Genomic DNA, 20,484 nt, shown 5'->3' with positions numbered 1-20,484 from the left:
CCACATCGGGTAGAACCGGCATGCAAAGCATGCACCGGTACCGAAAAACGGTGCGGAGACGCAAGCCGCGGCGGCACCAGAACCCCGAAGGCACCGCACATCATGGACATGAACACTGAGGCATCCGACGACCTCGACATCAAGGTATTGCTCGCCACGCTGAAGGCGCTCAAGCGGGGCGATTTCAGCGTGCGCATGCCGGCCGACTGGACCGGCATCGCAGGCAAGGTGGCCGACACCCTGAACGACATCATCGACACCAACCAGGAGATCGCGGAAGGCATCACCGATGTCAGCCGCGTCGTCGGCCGCGAGGGCCGGCTGAACCAGCGCGCCGGCGTATCGAACGTGGCCGGCGGATGGGGCGCGATGGTCCGCTCCGTCAATACCCTGATCGATGACCTGGTGCACCCGACCACGGAGATGGCCCGGGTCATCGGCGCGGTGGCCAAGGGCGACCTGTCGCAGACGATGTCGCTCGACGTCGACGGGCGGCCGCTGAAGGGGCATTTCCTGCGCGCCGCGTCGACCGCCAACACCATGGTTGCGCAGCTGTCGTCGTTTGCGTCGGAAGTGACGCGGGTGGCGCGCGAGGTGGGAACCGAGGGCAAGCTCGGCGGCCAGGCCAACGTACCGGGCGTCGCCGGCACCTGGAAGGACCTGACCGACTCGGTCAACTCGATGGCGGGCAACCTGACGTCGCAGGTGCGCAACATCGCCGAGGTGACTACCGCGGTGGCAAACGGCGACCTGTCGAAGAAGATCACGGTGGATGTGCGCGGCGAGATCCTGCAGCTCAAGGACACGATCAATACGATGGTGGACCAGTTGCGTTCGTTCGCGTCGGAAGTGACGCGGGTCGCGCGCGAGGTGGGCACCGAAGGCCGCCTTGGCGGCCAGGCGAACGTGCCCGGTGTCGGCGGCACCTGGAAGGATTTGACCGACAACGTGAACTTTATGGCGTCCAACCTGACCGGCCAGGTCCGCAACATCGCGGAAGTGACGACGGCGGTGGCGCGCGGCGACCTGTCCAAGAAGATCACGGTCGACGTGAAGGGCGAGATCCTGGAACTGAAGGACACCATCAACACCATGGTGGACCAGCTGTCGTCGTTCGCATCGGAAGTGACGCGGGTGGCGCGCGAGGTGGGCACCGAAGGCAAGCTCGGCGGCCAGGCGCACGTGCCGGGCGTGGGCGGCACCTGGAAGGACCTGACCGACAACGTTAACTTCATGGCGTCGAACCTCACCGGCCAGGTACGCAACATCGCCGACGTCACGACCGCCGTCGCGCGCGGCGACCTGTCGAAAAAAATCACGGTCGACGTGAAGGGCGAGATCCTGGAACTGAAGGACACCATCAACGTGATGGTCGACCAGCTGTCGTCGTTTGCATCGGAAGTGACGCGCGTGGCGCGCGAGGTGGGCACCGAGGGCAAGCTCGGCGGCCAGGCCAATGTGCCGGGCGTCGCCGGTACCTGGAAGGATTTGACCGACTCGGTCAACTCGATGGCGGGCAACCTGACCGGCCAGGTCCGCAACATCGCGGAGGTAACCACGGCGGTGGCGAACGGCGACCTGTCGAAGAAGATCACCGTGGACGTGAAGGGCGAGATCCTGGAGCTGAAGAACACCATCAACGTGATGGTGGACCAGCTGAACTCGTTTGCGTCGGAAGTGACGCGGGTGGCGCGCGAGGTGGGCACCGAGGGCAAGCTCGGCGGCCAGGCCCATGTCAATGGCGTGGGCGGCACCTGGAAGGATTTGACCGACAACGTGAACTTCATGGCATCCAACCTCACCGGCCAGATGCGCAACATCGCGGAAGTGACGACGGCGGTGGCGCGGGGCGACCTGTCGAAGAAAATCACCGTGGACGTGAAGGGCGAGATCCTGGAATTGAAGGACACCATCAACGTGATGGTGGACCAGCTGTCGTCGTTCGCCTCGGAAGTGACGCGGGTGGCACGGGAGGTGGGAACCGAGGGCAAGCTCGGCGGTCAGGCCAACGTGTCGGGTGTGGCCGGCACCTGGAAGGATCTGACCGACTCGGTGAACTCGATGGCGGGCAACCTGACCTCGCAGGTCCGTAACATTGCGGACGTGACGACGGCGGTGGCCAACGGCGACTTGTCCAAGAAGATCACCGTGGACGTCAAGGGCGAGATCCTGGAGCTGAAGAACACGATCAACGTGATGGTGGACCAGTTGCGTTCGTTCGCGTCGGAGGTGACGCGGGTGGCACGGGAGGTCGGCACCGAAGGCCGCCTCGGCGGCCAGGCGAACGTGCCCGGCGCTTCCGGCACCTGGAAGGACCTGACCGACAACGTCAACTTCATGGCGTCCAACCTGACCGCGCAGGTCCGCAATATCGCCACCGTGACCACCGCCGTCGCACGCGGCGACCTGTCCAAGAAGATCACCGTGGACGTGAAGGGCGAGATCCTCGAGCTGAAGGACACCATCAACGTGATGGTGGACCAGCTCGGCGCATTTGCGTCGGAAGTGACGCGGGTGGCGCGCGAAGTGGGCACCGAGGGCAAGCTCGGCGGCCAGGCGCAGGTGCCCGGTGCCGCCGGCACCTGGCGCGACCTGACGGACAGCGTCAACTTCATGGCGGCGAACCTGACTGCGCAGGTGCGCGGCATCGCCGGCGTCGTGAGCGCCGTGGCGAACGGCGACCTGAAGAAGAAGCTGACTGTGGCGGCGCGCGGCGAGATGGCCGAGCTGGCCAACACCATCAACGAGATGACCGACACGCTCGAAGTGTTCGCCGACCAGGCCACCACCGTGGCGCGCGAGGTGGGCGTGGAAGGCAAGCTCGGCGGCCAGGCCTCGGTGCCGGGCGCGGCCGGCACCTGGAAGGACCTGACCGAGAACGTCAACCAGCTCGCGGCAAATCTGACCACACAGGTGCGCGCGATTGCGGAGGTGGCGACGGCGGTGACCCGCGGCGATCTCTCCCGCGCCATCCAGGTGGAGGCGCGCGGCGAGGTGGCGATTCTCAAGGACAACATCAACGAGATGATCCGCAACCTGAAGGAGACCACGCAGAAGAACGCGCAGCAGGACTGGCTGAAAACCAATCTCGCGCGCTTCACCCGGCTGCTGCAGGGCCAGCGCGACCTGACCGCGGTCTCGCGGATGATCCTGTCGGAGCTGGCGCCGCTGGTGTCCGCCCATCATGGCGTCTTCTACATGATGGACTCCCCCGCCGACGACGGCCGCCTGCAGCTGGTGTCCAGCTACGGCTACCGTCCCGGCAGCGGCCTGCCGACGTCGTTCGGTCCCGGTGACGGCCTGGTCGGCCAGTGCGTGCTGGAGAAGCAGCGCATCTGGCTGACCGATGTGCCGCGCGACTACATCCAGGTCTCTTCCGGGCTCGGCGCCGCACCGCCGACCAATATCGTCGTGCTGCCGATCCTGTTCGAGCAGCAGGTGAAGGCGGTGATCGAGCTTGCCTCGCTCGACCGCTTCACCGAGACCCATCTCTCCTTCCTCGACCAGCTGATGGAATCGATCGGCGTGGTGCTCAACACCATCGAGGCCAACAGCCGTACCGAATCGCTGCTGATCCAGTCGCAGTCCCTCGCCCAGGAACTGCAGCAGACCAACCTGGAGCTGGCCGAGAAGGCGCGCCTGCTGTCCGACCAGAACATCGAGGTCGAGCGCAAGAACCGCGAAGTGGAGCAGGCGAAGCTGGCGCTGGAGGAGAAGGCGACCCAGCTTGCGCTGTCGTCCAAGTACAAGTCGGAATTCCTGGCCAACATGTCGCATGAGCTGCGCACGCCGCTCAACAGCCTGCTGATCCTGGCGCAACAGCTGTCCGACAACCCGGAGGGCAACCTGAGCGAGCGCCAGGTTGAGTTTGCCAGGACCATCTACGGTTCAGGCAGCGACCTGCTCACCCTCATCAACGACATCCTCGACCTGTCGAAGATCGAGTCGGGCACGGTGACGCTGGAACTCAGCGAATACCGCTTCTCGCTGCTGCGCGGCTATGTCGAGCGCACCTTCCGCCATATGGCGGACGCAAAGCACATCGCGTTCTCGGTGGAGCTCGACGAGGCCCTGCCGTCGGCGATGACGACCGACACCACCCGGCTGCAGCAGATCCTGAAGAACCTCCTGTCGAATGCCTTCAAGTTCACGGCGCGCGGACGGGTCGCGCTGCGCATCGGGCTGGCCGACGGCGGCTGGTCGGCCGACAATCCCAGCCTGGCGCAAGCCGATGCCGTCTTCGGCTTCTCGGTGAGCGACACCGGTGTCGGCATTCCGGCCGACAAACTGCAGCTGATCTTCGAAGCCTTCCAGCAGGCCGACGGCAGCACCGCCCGCAAGTACGGCGGCACCGGCCTCGGCCTGTCGATCAGCCGCGAGCTCGCCCGCCTGCTCGGCGGCGAGATCCGTGTGCAGAGCGAACTGGGTGCCGGCAGCACCTTCACCCTCTACCTCCCCTACAGCGGCGACGGGACGCCGCACCGCGACCCGCAGCGCCGGCGCTATGCCCCGGCCCCGGTCGAGGCGGCAGTCGTGCATGCGACCGGCGCGGCGCCCCGGGACAGCGAGACCGCACTGGCGGGGCCCGCGCCGACGCCGGCGGCCATGCCGGAGGAGACGGCCTTCGACGACCGCGCGCTGGTTGCGCCCGGCGATCCGGCCGTCCTCATCGTGGAAGACGACGAGGCGGCGGCCATGTCGCTGCTCGAGCACGCGCGGGAAAGCAATTTCAAGGGCATCGTGGTGCAGGCCGATGCCGTCCTGCCGCTCACGCGCGACTATCAGCCCAGCGCGATCCTGCTCGACGTCGACCGCCCGGAGGGCGGCGGCCTCGATGTGCTCGACCGCCTCAAGCGCGACCCGGCCACCCGGCATATTCCGGTGCATGTGCTGTCGCGCCATCTTGGCCGGGATTGCGCGCTGCTGCATGGCGCCGTCTCGTACATCGAGAAGCCGTTCGGCGCGGCACGGCTGCAGGAGGAATTCGACCGCATCCACCAGTTCGTCGCCAGCGGCAAACCCAGGCTCCTGGTGGTGGAGGATGACCCGGTGCAGCGCGGCGCCATCATCGACCTGCTGGCGGGAGACGACGTGACGGTGGAGGCGGCAGGCAGCGCAAGCGAAGCGATGGACGTGCTGAAGCGGATGCGCTGCGACTGCATGGTGCTCGACCTCGCACTGCCCGACCTCGACGGCATCAGCCTGCTCGAATCCCTCGGCGAAGACGAGCAGCTGCGGCAGATGCCGGTCGTGATCCACACCGCCCAGGACCTGCGCGGCGAGCTGCGCGAGCGCGTCCAGCGTGCGGCGAGGACCATCGTTGTCAAGGATGCCCGTTCGCCCTCCCGCCTGCTGGCCGAGACGGCACTTTTCCTGCAACGGCCGCAGGCCTCGCTGCCGGAAGTGCAGCAGCAGATGCTCGAGGAGGCGCACAACGGCGACACGGTGCTCGCCGGCCGCAAGGTGCTGGTGGTGGATGACGACTTGCGCAACATCTTCGCGCTCAGCTCGGCGCTCGAGCGCCAGCAGATGGAAGTGCTGTATGCGGAAAACGGCCGGGACGGCATCGAGGTCCTGGAGTCGAACCCGGACATCGAGATCGTCCTGATGGACATCATGATGCCGGAGATGGACGGCTACGACACCATGCGTGCGATCCGGCGCCTGCCGGCCTTCCAGTCGCTCCCGATCATCACGCTGACGGCAAAAGCGATGAAGGGCGACCGCGACAAGTGCATCGCCGCGGGCGCCTCCGACTACATCACCAAGCCGGTCGACATCACCAAGCTGCTGTCATTGCTGAAGGTCTGGCTGGCCACCGGCAAAGCCCTGCCGGCGGTGGTTTCGCAGCCGGCCTGACGCCGCGGCAGCAGCCGGCGCATCGCTTCAGCCAGTGGTGCCGTTGGCCGCCGGCTGCTGCTGCTGGGCGGGCCGCGAGAACGCGCCGCTGGTGGTGCCGCTCAGGTGTCCGCGCAGCCACTTGTGGGCCGGGTTGCGGGTGTCTCGCTCGTGCCAGAGCATGTCGATGTGCACCTGGGGCAGCGCGAAGGGCAGGTCCTTGGTCACCAGGGCGCCGGTGATGCCGGTCGATGCCACCAGGTGGTGCGGCAGCACGGTGATCAGGTCCGAGGTGGCGACCACCCTGCCGGCGGTGAAGAACTGGTTCACGGTCAGCAGGATGCGGCGTTCGCGCCCCAGCTGCGCCAGTGCTTCGTCCACCAGGCCATGGGCACGCCCGGAGAAGCTCACCAGCAGGTGGTTCGCGTTGCAGTAGCTGTCGAGCGTCAGCTCGTCCTTGGCCAGCGGATGTCCCTTGCGCATCACGCAGACATACCGGCCCGAGTACAACTGCTCGTGGCGGATCGGCGAGACCGATACGCCCTGCCCGCCTGCAAGCTGCGCCACCACCCCGGGAAAGAAGCCGACCGCCAGGTCGATATCACCCCGGATCAGCATCGGGCGCGGCTCGCGCGTCGTCAGCGGCACCATCCGCACCGTCAGTTTCGGCGCTTCCCGCTCGATCGAACGGACCAGCGCCGGCAGCCACAGGGCGGCAGTGGCGTCGGCCATGGCCATGCGGAAGGTGGTCTGGGCACTGGCAATGTCGAAATTCTGCTCCGGCGCGATCGCCTCTTCGAGATCCGACAACGCCCGCCGCACCGACGGCCACAGGCTCTCGGCGCGCGGCGTCGGCTTGACGCCGTGGGCGGTTCGGATCAGGAGTTCATCGCCGAGTGAATCGCGCAGGCGGCGCAGGGCGTTGGAAACCGCGGGCTGGGTCATCGCCAGGCGGCTCGCCGCCCGGGTCAGGTTCTGCTCCGTCATGACGGCATCGAATACCCGCAGCAGGTTCAGGTCAAGGGTGAGGAAGCTCATGTCGAACCCCGTTTCGGTGAAGTGAATGCCGCTTTAGTTATTCACGGCAAGTATAGCTGATATGCAGAAAGAAAATTGGTGCTATATCTGAGCGCTACTTATACTGCAATGCAGCAAAAAAAGAAATGCCGCGTTAATTTCAGCCCGGAGTCCATCATGTCCATCCTGTCCATCGCCTTCCCCGCCGAAGCCGCGCTGCCCGCGCTGCAGGCTCTCGGGGGCGCCGCCGTCGGCGCCGTCCGTCCGTTGATCGGACTTGGCCTGCTGGCCGCGGTGCTGGTTGTCTTCAAGCCCCTGCTGGTCGGGCTGCTGCGCGCCGCGCTGCTGGTGATACGCCCCCGGCGCTCCCTCGAGCAGCGCTCGCAGCGCCGCATCCTCCAGAGCATCCTGATGATCAACAGCATGGCGCGCGACCTCGATGCCAGCCAGCCCGGCCTCGCCGCCGAACTGCGCCTGATCGCCGCACGCGGGTGAAGCCGCCATGATGACGCCCGCCCGACAGTATCCGCAGCCCCTGCCCCGCATTCTCGTTGAGTGTGCATGGTTTGCGCGCAGTTCCCGCAGCCTTGCCTCCCTGCTTCCGGCGCTGTTCGCCAGCGGGCTGCTGGCGTTGCTGATCACCGCCGTCACCTTGCTGAGCCTGGGCATGGCGGATTCCGGCTTTGTTTCGGCCTGGATGGAAAGCTGGGCGGTCGCCTGGCCGATCGCCTTCCCGGTCGCCTGGCTCGCTTTCCCGCGCCGTGGCTCGGCTACCCGCACGGGCGGCCTCGGCCTCGGGGACGTCGCGGACGTCTCGCAGCGTGTCACCGCGCGCCACGGCAAGACCGTGCTGCGCGGCCTGCAACCCGCCTTCCCGGCGCAGCGCTGACGGCGCGGCCCGCGACGCGCGGGTCGTCGTCCTGCCTCCCGGCTCAGAGCCCGCCCAGCAGCATCTGGGTATCCACAAGCCGCAGCGCGCGGCGCATCAGCACCCCATCCTCCAGATACCAGCGCTGCGCAACGTAAGGGCCGTAGCCGGTCTCTTCACGGATCGCGTACTGGAATATCGCATCCCAGTCAGTGTCCTTCGGCATCACCCAGACCACCTGGCGTCCGCCATCCTGCCGTATGCCCGCATGGCGGAGGTTGGCCCGTACCTGGCCGGCCCGGCGTTCCCGGCTCGCCCGAAAGCTGCCGTCCGCGTCGGGCAGCGGCAGCACTCCCGGCACACGCCGTTGCACGAGTCCGGAGGCGCCGCTGCGAAAGCGGGCCCAGGGGCCGATCAACGTACGGACCGCAAAGGCCAGTTCTTCTTCGGTCAGCGGTTCATCGAGGAAGTAACAACCGAGCGTCGACGGCATGGCGGATGTCCCGGAGGCGGCAATGCATCCATGATAAACGCCGCCCGGTCACTTGCGCGGCCGGTTCTTGTCGAGGATCGCGAACACGATCAGCGCATAGCTGAGCAGCCGGATAAGGTAGTACTCGGGCTGGTCGTCGTTGCCGACCGCCCGCCCCGCAAGGAACACCCGGTTGACGGCGTCGATGAAGAACGACAGCGCGAAGAACAGGAAGAAGCGGTCGCCGCTGCTGCGCCAGAAACGCAGGAAGAAAAGGGCGGCGACGCACGAGGCGGTGGCGATCGCGCCAATCAGCATGTCGGTCATCGCGGACTCACTCTTCTTCCCAGATCAGCCCGTACAGCAGGGGCACGAGCGCCACCAGTCCTGCCACCAGGCGCCACTCCGAGAGGTCGATCGACGTCGGCAGGATCAGGCGGTCGACAACCAGGAGCAGGTTGTTGACCGACAGGCCCGCGAAGCAGAGGCCGCTCCACAGGAGCAGGCGGTAGCGGTTGGCGAAATAGCTTCGCAGAAGCAGCCAGGTGCACAGCAGGGAAGTCAGCGCACACATCGCGTAGATGACGGGTGCCATTCAGGTGTCCTTTCGCCATTTGAATGCGTCGGCAAAGTGCTGTGCCTTCTTGCCGGTTGCCGAGTGAATCAGATTGGTAATTTCGACCAGGTGGCCCGAATATGCCTGGCCGACCCGCTGGATCATCGCGTCCAGCTCGGGAGTCGCCGGATGGTAATGGAAATTGGCCTCAGCGTCCGCGCTCATGCCGAGTACCTGGGCCTCGTGCAGCGCCGCCAGCAGTTGCGCGGCGTTCTTCTCGCTGAGGTAAAGGCGGCGCGCCAGTTGTCCGCAGTCCCACTGCTGCCGGGGATCGGCGCGCAGCAGCAGCAGTGCCTCGAGATAGGGCACTGACGGAATACTGGTCAGGATGAAACGTCGGACATCGTCCGGAATACTGGACCCGGTCGCCATGGTGGTCTTGCTGTTGATGCTTTCTGGAAATGAAATGTTACAGACCGGACGCACGCTTGTGCGCGGCCCACCACCGATCTTTTGCGTTTCATCAACCTGCTCCCGTTCGCGTCCTGTGCCAGCCTTTGTTCTCCTTCTATAGCGTACGCAAAACCAAAGGCGGGGGTTCTTGTCAAAAAGCCTATCCACGAGAAAGGGCAGGACCTTGGACAACAGGATCCCAACGCAGCAGGAACCGCAGCAGCCTCCCGGAGACGAACCGCCCGCCGCCCGCACTTCCCTTCGCCGACGACCATGGAAGCGCGTCCTGCTGACGTCGCTCTGCCTGTTCGTGCTGGCCTTCGGCGCGATGCTGGCGGCGGCCTACCATTACGTCTCCGGGATCATCCCCACCACGCCAGGCGTCGAAGCCCTGCTTGCGGCCCGCAATGCCCGTCCGAGCATCCTGCTGTCCGCCGACGGCACCCGGCTCGCGACCTTCAGCCGCGGCGTGCAGGAGCAGGTCACGCTGGATAAGGTTTCCCCGCATGTCATCGACGCGCTGATCGCCACCGAGGACCATCGCTTCTACGACCATCCGGGCATTGATGTGCAGCGTACCGTCTCGGCCGTCTACCACACGCTGCGCGGCGACACCCAGGGCGGCTCGACGATCACCCAGCAGCTGGTGCGCAACCTGTTCCCCGAGGAGGTCGGCCGGTCGCGCACCATCGATCGCAAGCTGCGCGAGATCATCACCGCCCTGAAGATCGAGAAGTCCTATACCAAGGAAGAGATCCTCGAGACCTACCTCAACTCGGTGCCCTTCCTGTATCAGGTCGTCGGCATCGAGATGGCCGCGCGCACCTATTACGACAAGCCGGCCGCCGAGCTCGACGTCCTGGAGAGCGCGACTTTGGTCGGCATGCTCAAGGGCACGAGCTACTACAACCCCATCCTCAACCCCGAACGCGCCCAGAAGCGGCGCAATGTCGTGCTGGGCCAGATGGCCAAGCACGGCATGCTGGACGCCGATCGCCTGCAGGCGCTGCGCGACCAGCCGCTGCAGGTGACGCTGACCCGGCAGCCGGATCCGCTGGGCGACATGGCGCCGCACTTCGCGTCGCACGCGCGGCGCCAGTTGCTGCAATGGGCGGAGGAGAACGACTACAACCTGTTCACCGACGGCCTGGTCATCACCAGCACACTGGACGACGCCCTGCAGCAGGCGGCTCTGGAAGCGGTCGAGCGCCAGACCGAGGTACTGCAGAACATCGCCGACGTGGAGTGGGCGCAGCGCAGCGACAGTGTCGCGTCGCATACGCCGTCCGCGTACGCGGCCTTGCGCAAGAAGGTGGAACCGTTCCGCCACTTCTGGAGCGAGCGTCCGGGCCTGCTCGATGCCTTCGTGCGGGAGACGCCGGAGTTCCGGCGCGCCGCCGCCGCCGGCCAGCCGGAAGAGCGCATCCTGGCACGGCTGAAGGCGGACGGCGCGTTCATGCAGCGGCTGCGCCAGGCCAAGACCCGGCTCGAGGCGGGCTTCGTCGCCATCGACCCCCGCAGCGGCGAAGTGAAGGCCTGGGTCGGCAGCCGCAGCTTCGCCCGCGACCAGTTCGATCATGTCGCCCAGGCCGAGCGCCAGCCGGGATCGACCTTCAAGCCCCTGGTCTACGGCGCCGCGCTTGAACTCGGCTTCCAGCCGGACCGGGCCTATCCGGACGGGCAGGTGGAGATCCGCACCGACGAGGGCACGATCTGGCGGCCGACCGACATGAGCGGCTTCTCCAACCGCATGATGAGCATGCGCGAGGGCCTGATCTTCTCGAAGAATACGATCACCGCCCAGGTGATGCAGGATGTCGGCCTGCAGCAGGTCATCAGCCTGGCGCGTGCCTCCGGCATCCAGCACAGCCGCCTGACGCCGGTACCGTCGCTGTCGCTCGGCACCAGTCCCGTGACGCTGCTCGAGATGGTGTCGGCGTATTCGACCATCGCCCGGGTCGGGGAGTATCGCAAGCCGGTCATGATCAAGCGCGTCGCCGACCGCGACGGCAACATCATCGCGGAGTTCTCGAGCTCGCCGGAGCGCGCGATGTCCGAGAACACCGCGGTGGAGCTGATCGACATGCTGCGGGGCGTCGTGCGCGAAGGCACCGGCACCGAAGTGCGCAGCCGGTTCAACATCGCCGCCGACATCGCTGGCAAGACCGGCACCACGCAGAACAATACCGACGGCTGGTTCATCCTCATGCATCCGAACCTGGTCGCCGGCGCCTGGGTCGGTTTCAACGATTCAAGGGTGACGATGCGCAGCGACCACTGGGGCCAGGGCGGCCACAACGCGATTCTGCTGGTCGGCGACTTCTTCCGCGACACCCTCAGGTCGAAGATGATCGACACCAAGGCACGTTTCCCGCAACCGAAGCGGCGCGCGCCGCTGATCGTCCGGGCGCCGGAACCGGCATGGGTCGACCCGGCCGGCGGGGCCGGCGTCCCGCCCGGCTACGGCCTCGTGACCCGGCGCGACGGCAGCACCCTGGCGGTCGCGCCGCCGGTCCGCACGGCAGAGCGCCCGCGCGCTCCGGCGGCAGCCGACGAACTGGGCAATTTCCTGACTGGAGCGGGACACGGAAGCGCAAATGCCAGCAGCGGCGCGGCCGCCAGCGGGCAATCGGCGAGCGGGCAGTCCGACGATGTGCCGTTCCGGGAAGTGGGGAATTGAGGGGGCGGAGGTCGCCCGGGGGTGATGCGGAAAGGACAGGCGGCCCGGCCGCGGCGCGGCCGGATCGCACTATGGCAACGCCGGCGGATCAGCCGATCGTGACGGCGCCTTCGGTATTGAGCGGCTCATTGCCGAAGCGGTTGCTGCCAGCGGTGCCCGGCTGCGCGAGGAAGTAGATGATCGCAATCCAGCCCAGCACCGGAATCAGGACGATCAGCTGCAGCCAGCCGCTCTTGTCGGTATCGTGCAGGCGGCGGGCGGCGGCGGCGAGCGACGGGACCAGGGTGCCCAGGGCAAACAGCATGCTCAGCATGTCGCTGACCATTCCCAGCACAAAGCTGGCGACCACAATGAACAGCGCAAACCACCAGTACTCGGAACGGCTGGCCCGTCCATTGAAATTTGCGTAATTGGAAAAACAGGCCTTGATCGATTCGGTAAAGGTCATTTGCGCTCCTATCCTCGGATTTGTTGCCCCGCCATCGTGCTGGGTAGCAAGATGTTATCCGCGAACAGGCCCGGGCGCCATCCCATCGATATGGGGCGGCGCGCCGATGTGACCTTGGTGACCCTGGTAACCCTGTCGGCTGTCAATGGCCGTGATGCTGGCGCTCGTACTCGTCGGCTTCCGCCTTGGTCTTGTGCACGGTGCCGTCCGGGTGCTCGGCGGGCGCATACAAGGTATAGAGCCGCATCGGCGCGGAGTCGGAGGTATTGACGACGTTGTGCTCCGTGCCGGAGGGGATGACCACGGCGACGCCATCGGCAAGCGGGTGGCGCTCGCCATCGAGCACCGCATACCCCTCGCCCTCTTCGACCCGGATGAACTGATCGTGGGTCTCATGCCGCTCCAGCCCGATTTCCTCGCCCGGTTGCAGGGTCATGACGACCAGCTGACTGTGCGGACCGGTAAAGAGCACTTCTCGGAAATTGTTGTTCGAAAGCGTCTTTTCTTCGATGTTGATGCTGTAGCCTGCCATTCTTCTCTCCGGAACAGTGTGGGATCGGCAATCGGCCGACGATTCTTCAGATCGTAAGAGAGACCGGTCGCCAGGTGGATGCGACAGATCAAAGGCGGACGGCAGCGCCCGGCAGCGGCTGCCGTTGCGCGACCCGTGCAGCAATGCGCGCCCACAGTCGCTCATGCAGGGGCATCACGATCACGTTGCAGACCGGCTCGAGCAGGGCCGCAAGCCCGCCGAACGCGACGGAGCCGGTCACGACGTACATGACGGCAAAGGCAACGCCCATGTGAACGAGAATCTGGCTGGTGGTCCTGGCGGCGGTAATCATGTTGGCATCCTCTCTGGCAATGCATCCATCATGAACGAATGATAGTCATTCGCATTTGATAGTGCCAATTGAACGATCAAAGGAGACCAATAGAAAGACGCTATGACCTAGAAGGTGTAGCCGATGCCGACGCGCAGCACCGGGTAAACCTTGAAGCGGTCCGCTTCCTTGCGCAACTCCCGGTTTTCCCTGGCAAGGTCCGCGGCGAGTTGCCCGCAGACCGCAGTGGACGCGCTGCACCCGCTGCTGCTGAGCGAGGTCTTTGCGTTGCCCTGGAAAAGAACCCCGATATCGGTCGAGAACGACCATCCCTTCTCATCCCGCGACCCGCGGCCCCAGCCGATGCCGAGATACGGCGCGATCTTGTTGAAAGAGACGCGGCCCCGCACCTCACCCACTGCGGCGGCATCATAAGTGCCGCCACCGAGGCGGTAACTGCCGCCCGCACCCTGTGCGCCATGCGCCTCGATCTTGTTGCCGTTGTAGGCGAGGCCGGCCGTGACGCGGAATGCACTCTCTTTCGACGGATACCAGTCGAGCAAGGCGTCGTAGGTATTCGCCTTGAGGTGAAGCCGGTAGTCCATGTTGCGGGTGTTGCCATCGTAGGAATAGCCGAGGTAGCCGAGGCCGAGGCGCGCGTTCAGGTTCTCCCGCAGGGGAATGGTGGCATGGAATCCGACACCGGTGGTACCGATGTCGCCTTGCAGGCCGAGGTCATCGGCGTTTGCACTGGCGGAAACTGCTGCGAACATGGCTAGGGCGGCAAGGCTTTTCTTCACTCGGTCATCTTCCTGTATGGCGTTTTTTGAATGCCGGGCAGGCTTGCGGTCGTGCAAGCTTGCCCGGCGTACAGGCGCGTATGACTGTGAGGAAAAGCGCCGGTTCCGTCGATTTTTCCTTCGAAGGAACCTCGAGGCGCCCGGCATGACGAACCTGTCAATGCCGGCAGGAATCAAACCTTGCGAGGCCGATCAGAAAGCTTCGACCGCCTGCAGCGCGCGGCGCACGTCGTCGGCCGTGACGTCCAGGTGCGTCACCCAGCGGATGCGCTTCATCGCGCGCTCCGCATTGCGGTAGTAGCCGCTCGTCACGCGTATGCCTTGGCCGTCGAGGTGACGCAGAAAGTCGTCGGCCAGCGATGCGTCGATGTCGAAGAACAGGATGTTCGACTGCACCGGATGCGCGGTCGCCATGCCGGCCAGACGCGGGTGGCCGGCAATGATGCGGCCCAGTCCCTCCGCCAGCATGCGCGCGTTCGCATGGTCATCGGCAAGCCGGTGCACATGGTGCTGCAGCGCGTGCAGCCCGGCCGCCGCAATGACACCCGCCTGACGCATGCCGCCGCCGAGCATCTTGCGCACCCGCCGGGCGCGCTGGATGAAGTCGCGCGACCCCAGCAGCAGCGAGCCGACGGGCGCGCCCAGCCCCTTCGACAGGCACAGCGAGACCGAGTCCCAGGACTCGGCCAGCAGGCGCGCCTGCCTGACCGGATCTTCGGGAGACTGCGCGACGGCGGCATTGAACAGCCGGGCGCCGTCGATGTGGGTCTGCAGGCCGTGACGCGATGCCAGGGCGCGCACTTCGCGCATGTAGGAGAGCGGCAGCACCTTGCCGCCCGTGGTGTTCTCGATCACGATCAGCCGCGTGCGCGCGAAGTGAGGATCGTCCGGCTTGATGGCCGCTTCGATATCGGCCAGGGCGATGGTGCCGTCCGCCTGGTGCTCCAGCGGCTGCGGCTGGATCGAACCGAGCACGGCCATGCCGCCCGCTTCCCAGCGATAGGTATGCCATTGCTGGCCGACGATCGCCTCGTCGCCGCGCTGGCAGTGGCTCATCATCGCAATCAGGTTGGTTTGCGTGCCGCTCGGCGCAAACAGTGCCGCCTCGAAGCCCAGCATCTCGGCCGCCGTTTCCTGCAAGCGGTTGACGGTGGGGTCGTCCCCGAACACGTCGTCGCCGACGTCGGCCGCCAGCATCGCCTGTTTCATTGCCGCGGTCGGGCGCGTGACGGTATCGCTACGAAAATCGCTCATATCTTCCTCTTGGATGTGACCGCAGCATTATCGATCTTTTGCGCGAGCCGCGTCGACCGCCGGCCTCGTGAATCCAGTCTACCGGCGGTGGATGGCCGGTTCCGGACGACCGTCGCGGCGCGGCGGGTGGTTGCGGATGGCCGGCGACGGCACACGTTGCGGGCGGTCCGTCGGTTTCTGTTATCATTTCTTCAATTTTGCCAGTCCGCCAGCCCAATCCTCTCAACCTGCCGTGATCCTCCAATGACTATGGCCGTGTCCCAAGAGAACCAGCAAGCCGAAAGCCGACGCTTCGTCCTCGAACTGCTCGGTTTCACCGAGGCGGAAAGAAGCCTCCTTTCCTCCACCTTCCGCCTCACCAGCCGGCGCCCGTTCCGCTACGCGGAGGTCGGCGGCGGGGAGCGGCCGGATGTCTACCTGGCGAACGCCGACAACGCCGAAGCGATGCAGAAGCTGCGCGAACGCACGCCCAACGTGCATGCTCCTGCGGTGCTCATCGGCCAGTCCGACGCCGTGATCGAGTGGCCGCTGGTGCACAAGCCGATCCACTGGTCGCGCCTGTTCGACACGCTTGACCAACAGATGCGCGTGGCGATGCTCGAGCGGGTCCGGCGCAATGCCGGCGCGGCGGCCGGATGGGACGGCCGTGCCCGGCGCGCAGCCGATCGTCGTGCCGGCGCCGCCGCGCCCGCACCGTCGGCGCCGGTCGCTGGCGCCCTCGCCCATCCTGCGGCGCAGGCGCCTGAGGCAGTGCTGGTGGTGGACGACAGCGCGACGGTGCGTGCCTTCATGCGCGCCAAGCTCGCGCCGTTCCGCCTGCAGGTCGATTTCGCGGAGGACGGCGAAACCGCCCTCGACATGGTGCAGGCCCGGCACTACCGCTGCGTGTTCCTCGACGTCCTCATGCCTGGCATCGACGGCTACCAGGTGTGCAAGCGGATCAAGACGAGCGCGGCGACACGCGACAGCGCGGTCGTCATGCTCAGCAGCAGGTCCTCCGCCTTCGACAAGTTCCGGGGCAGCTGGTCGGGTTGCGACGCCTATCTTGGCAAGCCTGTCACTGAGCGCGAACTGCTTGCGGCCATTGCCCGCTTCCTGCCCAGCGCGCGCCGCGCCGCGCAAGGACTGCTGCTGAGTACTTCCTGAAACCGCCCGCGGACATCGCGGCGGCCCGGCTGCGTGGCCGCCGCCAGGTGCTCAGTCCGCGAGGTTGGCGAACAGCGGCGTGCTCAGGTAGCGTTCGCCGAAGGACGGGATGATGGTCACGATCAGCTTGCCCTTGTTCTCCGGGCGCGCCGCAACCTGCGCCGCCGCCCAGATCGCCGCGCCGGACGAGATCCCGACCAGCAGTCCTTCCTCGCGTGCGGCACGGCGGGCGAAGTCAAACGCGTCGTCGTTCTTCACGCGGATTACCTCGTCGTAGATCCCGGTGTTCAGGATCTCGGGCACGAATCCGGCGCCGATGCCCTGGATCGGATGGGCTCCCTTGGCGCCGCCCGACAGGACCGGCGAGGCATCGGGCTCCACCGCGATGCACTGGAATGACGGTTTGCGTGCCTTCAGCACCTCGCCGACGCCGGTGATCGTGCCGCCGGTGCCGATGCCTGCCACCAGGATGTCCGCGCGGCCGTCGGTATCCCGCCAGATCTCCTCCGCGGTCGTATTGCGGTGCACCTCCGGATTGGCCGGGTTCTTGAACTGCTGCGGCATGAAGTAGTTGGAATCGGAGGCCGCCAGCTCCTCCGCCTTCCGGATCGCGCCGCCCATGCCGTCCGGTCCGGGGGTAAGGATCAGTTCGGCGCCGTAGGCGCGCAGCAGCATCCGCCTTTCCTTGCTCATGGTCTCGGGCATGGTCAGCACGCAGCGGTAGCCGCGCGCCGCGCAGACCATCGCCAACGCGATGCCGGTGTTGCCGCTGGTGGGTTCGACGATGACAGTATCGGGACCGATCTTGCCGGCCTTCTCGGCAGCGTCGATCATGGCCACCCCGATGCGGTCCTTCACGCTGTGCGCGGGATTGTAGAACTCCAGCTTGCCGACCACGTCGGCGCCGCCCGCCTGCACGAGCTTGCGGATCCGTACCAGCGGGGTATTGCCGATCAGTTGCGTGACATCGTTGACGATCTTCATCTGCTCTCCTTTCGTTGTGCGCCGGACGGCGCTTCTGTCAATCCTGCAGTTCCGCAATGCGGCGATCCCGCTCCATCTGGATGATGCGCCCGGCGGGTTCCTCTGCCACTCCGAGCGAGCGCAGCACGATGGCCGACAGCTGCAGGCCGGCTTCCAGCGTCTCGGGAATCACCTGCGATGCGCCCGCCTGTTTCAGTGCAAGCGCATGACGTTCATCCCGCGAGCGGGCGATCACCGGCACCGCGGGATAGGCACGACGTATCGCCCTGACCGCGTGCAGCGCGGAGGCTGGATGATCCATCGTGAGCACGATGGCCGCGGCCTCCTCGGCGTGCACCTTCTTCAGCAGCTCCAGGCGTCCGGCGTCGCCGAGATAGACGGGAAGGCCTTGCGCATGCAGCTTGCCGACCACGTCCGGGTCGGTTTCGAAGGCCACGTAGGGCACGCCCTGCGCCGACACCATCTGGCCGACCAGCTGCCCGACCCGGCCGAAGCCGGCGATCACCACCCGCCCGGCCACCGGCTCCATCGCCGTGCCGTCGAGGCGGCCGGCCTGCTGCCGGTGGCGGCGGTCCCACCAGTCGCCGAAAGCGCGGCCGGCGCGGGCCGCCGCCGGCGTGGCGAACAGGCTCAGGCTCACCACCAGCATGATGAACTGCGCGGTGGCGGCCGGCATCAGGGCGCTGGCGGCCGCCTGGCCGACCACGATGAAGGCGAACTCGCCGCCCTGGCCGAGGATGCTGCCGCCCTCGACCGCCCGGCCCCAGCTGAAACCGCCGGCACGCAGGATGATTGCGGTCACCAGGGTCTTGATCAGGAACAGGCCGGCCACCGACAGCGGCAGCAGTACCGGCGACCTGGCCACTTCCCGCACGTCGATGGCCATGCCCACCGACATGAAGAACAGGGCCATCAGCAGGCCCTTGAACGGCTCGATCGTGACCTCGACCTCATGCCGGAATTCCGTCTCGGCCAGCAGCAGGCCGGCGAGGAAGGCGCCGAGCGCCATCGACAGGCCGGCCATGCCGGTGAGGGCGGCAATCCCGAGCGCGCTGAGCAGAGTCAGGGCCATGAACACGTCGGGCTGGCGCTGCCGGGCAAACGCATGGAACAGCGGACGGATGACGCGCCGCCCCAGCAGGTAGATCAGGGCAATCGCCGCCGCCGACTTCGCCAGGGCCAGCGCCACCAGGCCGATCATGCCTTCGCCGCCGCCCTGGGCCAGCACGCCCAGCAGGATCAGCAGCGGGACCACCGCCAGGTCCTGCATCATCAGGATCGAGAAGCCGGCCTGGCCGAGCGGGGAGCCAAGCGTGCGGCGCTCGGTCATCAGTTGCATCACCACCGCGGTCGAGGACAGCGACAGCACCGAACCGAGGATGAACGCGGACTCCATGCTGTTGCCGAATGCGTAGGCGAGCAGGCCGATGATCGCGGCGCTGACGAAGACCTGGGCGGTACCCGCGCCGAATACCCAGCGCCGCAGCGCCCACAGGCGTTCCGCGGAGAGTTCGAGGCCGATCATGAACATGAGGAACAGCACGCCGAGATCGCCGAGGACAGCCACGCCTGCGCGATCGGGAAAGGAAAACAGCGCGAGCCACGGGAATTCGCCCGCCCACAGGCCGAGGCCGAAGGGACCGACCAGCGTGCCGGCCGCGAGGAAGCCCAGCACCTGGTTGACCCGCAGGCGCTGCAGCAGGGGAATCAGTATGCCCGCGAGCGCCAGGAAAAGCAGCGTTTCCCGCAAATAAGGCAAGGCATGTTGTACTTCCACGGACACGATCCTCGACAAGTCCCGCCGTGCGGCGGCCATCGCCAGTTTGTCACAGTTTGCGCCGCGCGATCATGCGGCCGGTGCCCGTCGCGGCGGCGTCAGGGCCGGCGCTTCTTCCAGTTGTAGTCGGGGGAAGGATCGGCGACGCCGGGATGACCGACGGAGTGCGGATTCTCAGAACACATCGTGATGAAGCCGATGTCGTCGCCGTCGCGCTGGCGACCGCGCAGCGTCTCCATGAACTTCAGCGCCGCGCCCATCTCGTCGCTCGGGAAGCAGCGCGCCTGGGCGTGGTCCGCATTGCCGTCCGCAACTGTCCAGTAGACCATGAACATGGCTGTCTCCTAGCGGCGCGCGTCGGCCAGGATCTCGTAGGAGCGCAGCCGGGCGTCGTGGTCGAAGATCATCGAGTTGACGATGAGCTCGTCGGCCTGGGTTTCATCGATGAAGGCCTGCAGGCGCGCGCGCACGGTGGCCGGGTCGCCGATGATCGATGCGCGCAGGGTCGCCTCCACCGAGGCCTGCTCATGCGGCAGCCACAGGCCGTCCATGCTTTCCACCGGCGGCGGCAGCTGGCCCGGGACGCCGCGCACCAGGTTGACGTGCATCTGCTGGTGCGAGGTCGACAGGTAGCGCGCCTGCTCCGCGGTGTCGGCGGCGTAGACATTGATGCCGACCATCGCGTACGGCTTCTGCAGCACCTCCGAGGGCTGGAAGCGCTGGCGGTACAGCGTCAGCGCGGTCTGCATGTAGGCCGGCGAGAACTGCCCGGCGAACGCGAACGGCAAGCCGAGGTGGCCTGCCAGCTGCGCGCTGAAGTCACTCGAGCCGAGCAGCCAGATCGGGATGTCGAGGCCTTCGCCCGGCACAGCCCTGACGCGCGCTTGCGCGCCGCGCGGACGCAGGAAATCGCGCAACTCCTCCAGTTGCTGCGGGAACTCGTCGTCGCCCTGCAGCGAGCGGCGCATCGCCCGCATCGTCGCCTGGTTGGAGCCGGGCGCGCGCCCCAGTCCGAGGTCGATGCGGCCGGGGTACAGCGACTCCAGCGTGCCGAACTGCTCGGCGATCATCAGCGGCGCATGGTTGGACAGCATGATGCCGCCGGAGCCTACGCGGATGGTCGAGGTGCCGGCCGCGACATGCGAAATCACCAGCGCGGTCGCGGCGCTGGCGATGCCCGGCATGCCATGGTGCTCGGCAAGCCAGTAGCGGTGATAACCCCAGCGCTCGGCATGCCGGGCCAGGTCGAGGGTACGGCGGAAGGCGTCGGCGGCGGTGCCGCCCTGCTGGATCGGCGACAGGTCGAGGATCGAAAGCGGGATGTCTTTCAGCTGTTTCATGTTGGCAGCACCGGATGGTTGATGGAT

At 66.5% G+C, this 20,484-nt stretch carries 19 protein-coding genes; 5 read left to right on the top strand and 14 right to left on the bottom strand.

Features of this window, described 5'->3' with window-relative positions:
* The first annotated feature begins 102 nt into the window (after positions 1-102).
* Positions 103-5,859: a HAMP domain-containing protein gene (locus tag VIM12_RS02740; protein ID WP_331940075.1), complete on the top strand. Its 5,757-nt coding sequence runs from the start codon at positions 103-105 to the stop codon at positions 5,857-5,859.
* Between the two features lie 27 nt (positions 5,860-5,886).
* On the opposite strand, the gene VIM12_RS02735 is transcribed toward VIM12_RS02740, so the two are convergent.
* A complete protein-coding gene (locus tag VIM12_RS02735) occupies positions 5,887-6,876 on the bottom strand; it encodes a LysR family transcriptional regulator (RefSeq protein ID WP_331940074.1) in 990 nt (329 codons plus the stop codon).
* Between the two features lie 156 nt (positions 6,877-7,032).
* On the opposite strand from VIM12_RS02735, the gene VIM12_RS02730 reads away from it, so the two are divergent.
* On the top strand, positions 7,033-7,350 hold the full coding sequence (locus VIM12_RS02730) for a hypothetical protein (protein ID WP_331940073.1): 318 nt from the start codon (positions 7,033-7,035) through the stop codon (positions 7,348-7,350).
* A 7-nt stretch (positions 7,351-7,357) separates the two neighbouring features.
* Positions 7,358-7,744, top strand: coding sequence for a DUF2798 domain-containing protein (locus tag VIM12_RS02725; RefSeq protein ID WP_331940072.1), 387 nt, complete (start codon positions 7,358-7,360; stop codon positions 7,742-7,744).
* A 43-nt stretch (positions 7,745-7,787) separates the two neighbouring features.
* Here the strand turns inward: VIM12_RS02725 and VIM12_RS02720 are convergent, their stop codons facing one another.
* Genes VIM12_RS02720 through VIM12_RS02705 form a run of 4 tightly spaced genes read right to left on the bottom strand, consistent with a single transcriptional unit; the run spans position 7,788 to position 9,396 of the window.
* Positions 7,788-8,216 (bottom strand): hypothetical protein, encoded by a 429-nt coding sequence (locus tag VIM12_RS02720; protein WP_331940071.1) that lies wholly within the window; start codon positions 8,214-8,216, stop codon positions 7,788-7,790.
* Between the two features lie 48 nt (positions 8,217-8,264).
* Positions 8,265-8,522, bottom strand: a complete 258-nt coding sequence (locus VIM12_RS02715) for a DUF5985 family protein (protein WP_331940070.1) — start codon at positions 8,520-8,522, stop codon at positions 8,265-8,267.
* A 7-nt stretch (positions 8,523-8,529) separates the two neighbouring features.
* Positions 8,530-8,790 (bottom strand): DUF5985 family protein, encoded by a 261-nt coding sequence (locus VIM12_RS02710; RefSeq protein ID WP_331940069.1) that lies wholly within the window; start codon positions 8,788-8,790, stop codon positions 8,530-8,532.
* Complete coding sequence (locus tag VIM12_RS02705; protein WP_331940068.1) at positions 8,791-9,396, bottom strand: hypothetical protein; 606 nt, start codon at positions 9,394-9,396, stop codon at positions 8,791-8,793.
* Between VIM12_RS02705 and VIM12_RS02700 the strand changes: the two genes are divergently transcribed.
* On the top strand, positions 9,389-11,884 hold the full coding sequence (locus VIM12_RS02700; RefSeq protein ID WP_331940067.1) for a penicillin-binding protein 1A: 2,496 nt from the start codon (positions 9,389-9,391) through the stop codon (positions 11,882-11,884). The genes VIM12_RS02705 and VIM12_RS02700 overlap by 8 nt on opposite strands.
* 88 nt (positions 11,885-11,972) lie before the next feature.
* Here the strand turns inward: VIM12_RS02700 and VIM12_RS02695 are convergent, their stop codons facing one another.
* The 5 genes from VIM12_RS02695 to ltaE form a co-directional block, all read right to left on the bottom strand.
* Positions 11,973-12,332: a DUF805 domain-containing protein gene (locus tag VIM12_RS02695; protein WP_331940066.1), complete on the bottom strand. Its 360-nt coding sequence runs from the start codon at positions 12,330-12,332 to the stop codon at positions 11,973-11,975.
* Between the two features lie 142 nt (positions 12,333-12,474).
* Entirely contained in the window at positions 12,475-12,864 is a 390-nt protein-coding gene (locus tag VIM12_RS02690; RefSeq protein ID WP_331940065.1) for a cupin domain-containing protein, read from the bottom strand.
* An 88-nt stretch (positions 12,865-12,952) separates the two neighbouring features.
* The gene (locus VIM12_RS02685) at positions 12,953-13,177 is read right to left on the bottom strand and encodes a DUF2061 domain-containing protein (RefSeq protein ID WP_331940064.1); all 225 of its coding nucleotides are present in this window, start codon (positions 13,175-13,177) and stop codon (positions 12,953-12,955) included.
* 107 nt (positions 13,178-13,284) lie between these two features.
* Positions 13,285-13,929 (bottom strand): hypothetical protein, encoded by a 645-nt coding sequence (locus VIM12_RS02680; protein WP_331940063.1) that lies wholly within the window; start codon positions 13,927-13,929, stop codon positions 13,285-13,287.
* A gap of 219 nt (positions 13,930-14,148) precedes the next feature.
* Positions 14,149-15,210, bottom strand: a complete 1,062-nt coding sequence (gene ltaE / locus VIM12_RS02675; RefSeq protein WP_331940062.1) for a low-specificity L-threonine aldolase — start codon at positions 15,208-15,210, stop codon at positions 14,149-14,151.
* Between the two features lie 249 nt (positions 15,211-15,459).
* On the opposite strand from ltaE, the gene VIM12_RS02670 reads away from it, so the two are divergent.
* Positions 15,460-16,356 carry a response regulator gene (locus VIM12_RS02670; protein ID WP_331940061.1) on the top strand — a complete coding sequence of 299 codons (897 nt, stop codon included), beginning with the start codon at positions 15,460-15,462 and terminating at the stop codon, positions 16,354-16,356.
* 51 nt (positions 16,357-16,407) lie between these two features.
* On the opposite strand, the gene cysK is transcribed toward VIM12_RS02670, so the two are convergent.
* From cysK to VIM12_RS02650, 4 genes are all read right to left on the bottom strand, one after another.
* The gene (gene cysK / locus VIM12_RS02665) at positions 16,408-17,340 is read right to left on the bottom strand and encodes a cysteine synthase A (protein WP_331940060.1); all 933 of its coding nucleotides are present in this window, start codon (positions 17,338-17,340) and stop codon (positions 16,408-16,410) included.
* A 37-nt stretch (positions 17,341-17,377) separates the two neighbouring features.
* Positions 17,378-19,117, bottom strand: coding sequence for a cation:proton antiporter (locus VIM12_RS02660; protein ID WP_331940059.1), 1,740 nt, complete (start codon positions 19,115-19,117; stop codon positions 17,378-17,380).
* Between the two features lie 98 nt (positions 19,118-19,215).
* A complete protein-coding gene (locus VIM12_RS02655; RefSeq protein WP_331940058.1) occupies positions 19,216-19,452 on the bottom strand; it encodes a hypothetical protein in 237 nt (78 codons plus the stop codon).
* Positions 19,453-19,461: 9 nt separating this feature from the next.
* Positions 19,462-20,457, bottom strand: coding sequence for an LLM class flavin-dependent oxidoreductase (locus VIM12_RS02650; protein WP_331940057.1), 996 nt, complete (start codon positions 20,455-20,457; stop codon positions 19,462-19,464).
* Positions 20,458-20,484 lie beyond the last annotated feature (27 nt).

This window comes from Noviherbaspirillum sp., assembly GCF_036563305.1.
Taxonomy (GTDB): Bacteria; Pseudomonadota; Gammaproteobacteria; order Burkholderiales; family Burkholderiaceae_D; genus Noviherbaspirillum.
Note: the sequence above shows the minus strand (reverse complement) of the source record. Positions and strands in the feature narration are given on the sequence as shown.